Source organism: Staphylococcus sp. EG-SA-2 (assembly GCF_017152085.1).
This window is the reverse complement of the sequence record NZ_JACYHC010000495.1, coordinates 1-4,154: the sequence shown is the minus strand read 5'-3', so window position 1 is coordinate 4,154 and position 4,154 is coordinate 1. Positions and strand designations below refer to the sequence as shown.

Below are 4,154 nucleotides of genomic sequence, written 5' to 3'. Positions count from 1 at the left end.
TCTTCTTTAAATGCGTTTCTTAACTTCTTAAACAATCTATATAAATCCGTCCACAAATCATAAAATACTTTTTCAGAGACATTATACTCTCTAGGGATATATGTGTAATAATTCAATTCATCACTACCTGGTTTAGTATAATTAAAAACGACTTCTCCACCTTCATCATCTACATAAGCAATTGTATATACTTTTTCCCACTCTACTGGTATCATCCCACTAATCTCATTCGCAATCTCGTTGTACATTTGACTTAATTTTTCTTCGAAAGTCATGTTATCGCCCCTATAGTTCAGCTTCATCTTGCTCTTTAATATATTGCTCGATTTCTTTAACTTCTTCCATTTCGTATTCCATTTCTGGTAAAACACCAAACTTTTTATACATATAATAGTTTTCACGGCCTAATTGATCAAACTCTGTATTTATCCAATCAATATAATCAAATGAAACTTTTAATTTACCTTCGCTTGTAAAATCAAATTCACATGATGTCCATGGTTCAAGACCTTCTTTTTTAAATAAATCCCTCAAATTCATAAACAAGTAATAAAGATTCATCCATAAATCATCAAATATTTCTTCTGAAATATTATAATCTCTAGATATATCCGTGTAATAATTCAATTCATCGCTACCTGGTTTAGTATAATTAAAAATGACCTCTCCACCTTGATCAGTTACATAGGCAATTGTATATATATTTTCCCATTCTACTGGTATCATTCCACTGATTTCATCTGCAATTTCATTGTACATTTGACTTAGCTTTTCTTCGAAAGTCATGTTATCGCCCCTATAGTTCAGCTTCATCTTGCTCTTTAATATATTGCTCGATTTCTTTAACTTTATTAATTTCATATTCCGTTTCTGGTAAAACACCAAACTTTTTATACATATAGTAGTTTTCCTTTCCTGATGGACCAAATTCTGAATTCATCCAATCAACATAATCAAATACAACATTCAATTTACCATCTCTTGTAAAGTCAAATTCACATGATGTCCATGGTTCTAAATCTTCTTCTTTAAATGCGTTTCTTAACTTCTTAAACAATCTATATAAATCCGTCCACAAATCATAAAATACTTTTTCAGAGACATTATACTCTCTAGGGATATATGTGTAATAATTCAAGTCCTCGCTACCTGGTTTAGTATAATTAAAAACGACCTCTCCACCTTGATCATCTACATAAGCAATTGTATATACTTTTTCCCACTCTACCGGTATCATACTGCTAATCTTATTCGCAATCTCGTTGTACATTTGACTTAGTTTTTCTTCGAAAGTCATATTATCTCCCCTATAGTTCAGCTTCATCTTGCTCTTTAACATAATCTTTTATTTTTTTAACCCAATTTATGGCATATTCTTTTTCAGGCCAAATTCCAAATTTTTTATACATATAATAATGTTCTCTTCCCATTGGTCCAAATTCTGAATTCACCCAATCAATATAATCAAAAGATACATTCAATTTGCCATCTCTTGTAAAGTCAAATTCACATGATGTCCATGGTTCGAGTCCTTCTTCTATAAACAATTCTCTTAAATTATCAAATTGCTTATATAATTCATATACTGAGTCCATAAATTCTGATCTTGGTATATTATATTTATTTAACACGCTCGTATAGTAAAATAATTCATCACTGCTTGGTTCAGTATAATTGTAAAACACTTCTCCACTTCTTTCATTTACATAAGCCATTGCATATACCGTTTCCCATTCTACCGGTATCATACTGCTAATTTTATTCGCAATCTCATTGTACATTTCATTTAGTTTTTCTTCGAAAGCCATGTTATCTCCCCTATATTTCAGCTTCATCTTGCTCTTTAATATATTGTTCGATTTCTTTAATTTCTTTCATTTCATATTCCATTTCTGGTATAACCCCAAATTTTTTGTACATATAATAATTTTCACGGCCTAATTGATCAAACTCCGTATTAACCCAATCAATATAATCAAAAGATACATTCAATGTACCTTCTCTTGTAAAATCAAATTCGCATGATGTCCATGGTTCTAGTCCTTCTTCTTTAAATAAATTTCTTAATTCCTCAAACAAATCATATAAATCCATCCATAAATCATCAAATACTTGCACAGAAATGTTATACTCCTTAGGTATATCGGTGTAATAATTCAATTCATCGCTGTTTGGTTTAGTATAATTAAAGAATACTTCACCTCCTCCATCATCTATATAAGCCATTGTATATACCTTTTCCCATTCTACTGGTATCATGCTACTAATTTTATTCGAAATCTCGTTGTACATTTCATTTAGTTTTTCTTCGAAAGTCATGTCATCTCCCCTATATTTCAGCTTCTTCTTGCTCTTTAATATATTGTTCGATTTCTTTAATTTTTTCCATTTCATATTCCATTTCTGGTATAACCTCGAATTTTTTGTACATATAATAATTTTCAAGACTCAATTGATCAAATTCTGTATTTAACCAATCTATATAATCAAAAGATACTTTCAATTTACCATCTCTTGTAAAATCAAATTCACATGATGTCCATGGTTCATGTCCTTCTTTTTTAAAAGTTTCTCTTAACTCATCAAACATTCGATAAACTTTCATCCATAAATCCATAAAAATATCATTTGAGACATTGCAATCTTTAGGAATATCTGAATAATAATTCAATTCTTCACTTCCAGGTTTAGTATAATTAAAAATGACCTCTCCACCTTGATTATCTACATAAGCAATTGTATATACCTTTTCCCACTCAACCGGTATCATTCCACTAATCTCATTTGCAATTTTATTGTACATTTCACTTTGTTTTTCTTCGAAAGTCATGTTATCGCCTCTATTGTTCAGCTTCATCTTGCTCTTTAATATATTGCTCGATTTCTTTAATTTCTTCCATTTCATATTCCATTTCTGGTATAACCCCAAATTTTTTGTACATATAATAATTTTCACGACCCAATTGATCAAATTCTGTATTTAACCAATCTATATAATCAAAAGATACTTTCAATTTACCTTCTTTTGTAAAATCAAACTCACATGATGTCCATGGTTCATGTCCTTCTTCTATAAACAATTCTCTTAGTTTTTCAAATTGATCATGCAACTCATATACTGAATTCATAAATCCTGATCTCGAAATATTATACTTTTTTATCACGCTTGTATAGTAAAATAATTCATCACTTCTTGGTTCAGTATAATTGAAAAACACTTCTCCAGATTCTTCATCGATATATGCCATTGCATATACCTTTGCCCACTCTACCGGTATCATGCTGCTAATCTTATTCGCAATCTCGTTGTACATTTCATTTAGTTTTTCTTCGAAAGTCATGTTATCTCCCCTATATTTTCATTACCGTTAAATAAAAAGCATTAAACAACACCTCTACGTGGCTTAATGCTTCTTCAAAATAATATTACTCATTTTAAACCTAAATAAACTAATGAAACTAAAATAACTGAAACTATTGTTACAATAATAGAAATTCTCAATGATTTTTCACATTACAATTTATTCAACTTCTTATCATTATACTAATCTTGATAAAATCATATTCAGAATAAATAACCAACAACTGAATAATATTGGCCTTATTACAACAAAAGCAAACGCTCCTTTTCTAACTCTAATAATTAAATCCCAAACAGCAAATATAATAATGATAAATAAGCTGAGTATGAAAAATGAGATACTTAAGTCACGTGTTTCCGCAGTAATTTGAGGCGTTGACTTTAATGTCATTAATACCGTTAGTACTATAGCTACTATCAAAGAAATAATCCCTTTATACTTAGCTATTTCAATGTTTATACGTAAGCTTTCAACTGAATTATATTCAGATTTATTAACTATTCCACTTGAACTATCTGTAATGTTCTTATATTTTAATAATAATGGTCTGTTCCAAAGATTTCTAAAAGCCATCCATGCATAAAACAAACTCCCCATATACAAAATCACATTGAAATTTGTTAACTGATCATAGCTGTCACCTATAAAAATATAAGTGATACCAATTACTACAAACACAATGGCATAGATGATTATAGGCAATACTACTATTTTTTCAGAATACATCACAGCAGTTAAATATATAATATAATACAGTCCGGCTACGACAATTAATAATAAGAACTCCATATT

At 29.5% G+C, this 4,154-nt stretch carries 8 protein-coding genes; all 8 read right to left on the bottom strand.

The window, feature by feature from the left end; all coding sequences use genetic code 11:
• The coding region (locus IDG60_RS07770; RefSeq protein WP_206160593.1) for a TIGR01741 family protein at positions 1–275 on the bottom strand (275 nt) is incomplete at its 3' end.
• 10 nt (positions 276–285) lie between these two features.
• Positions 286–786 (bottom strand): TIGR01741 family protein, encoded by a 501-nt coding sequence (locus tag IDG60_RS07765; protein WP_000142064.1) that lies wholly within the window; start codon positions 784–786, stop codon positions 286–288.
• Positions 787–796: 10 nt separating this feature from the next.
• A complete protein-coding gene (locus IDG60_RS07760) occupies positions 797–1,297 on the bottom strand; it encodes a TIGR01741 family protein (RefSeq protein WP_000142136.1) in 501 nt (166 codons plus the stop codon).
• 10 nt (positions 1,298–1,307) lie between these two features.
• Positions 1,308–1,808 (bottom strand): TIGR01741 family protein, encoded by a 501-nt coding sequence (locus IDG60_RS07755; protein ID WP_000863384.1) that lies wholly within the window; start codon positions 1,806–1,808, stop codon positions 1,308–1,310.
• A gap of 10 nt (positions 1,809–1,818) precedes the next feature.
• The gene (locus IDG60_RS07750; protein WP_000141966.1) at positions 1,819–2,319 is read right to left on the bottom strand and encodes a TIGR01741 family protein; all 501 of its coding nucleotides are present in this window, start codon (positions 2,317–2,319) and stop codon (positions 1,819–1,821) included.
• Positions 2,320–2,329: 10 nt separating this feature from the next.
• The gene (locus tag IDG60_RS07745) at positions 2,330–2,830 is read right to left on the bottom strand and encodes a TIGR01741 family protein (protein WP_001837422.1); all 501 of its coding nucleotides are present in this window, start codon (positions 2,828–2,830) and stop codon (positions 2,330–2,332) included.
• A 10-nt stretch (positions 2,831–2,840) separates the two neighbouring features.
• The gene (locus tag IDG60_RS07740) at positions 2,841–3,341 is read right to left on the bottom strand and encodes a TIGR01741 family protein (protein ID WP_000141964.1); all 501 of its coding nucleotides are present in this window, start codon (positions 3,339–3,341) and stop codon (positions 2,841–2,843) included.
• 198 nt (positions 3,342–3,539) lie between these two features.
• Positions 3,540–4,151, bottom strand: a complete 612-nt coding sequence (locus tag IDG60_RS07735) for a DUF5080 family protein (protein ID WP_000394917.1) — start codon at positions 4,149–4,151, stop codon at positions 3,540–3,542.
• Positions 4,152–4,154: the final 3 nt, after the last annotated feature.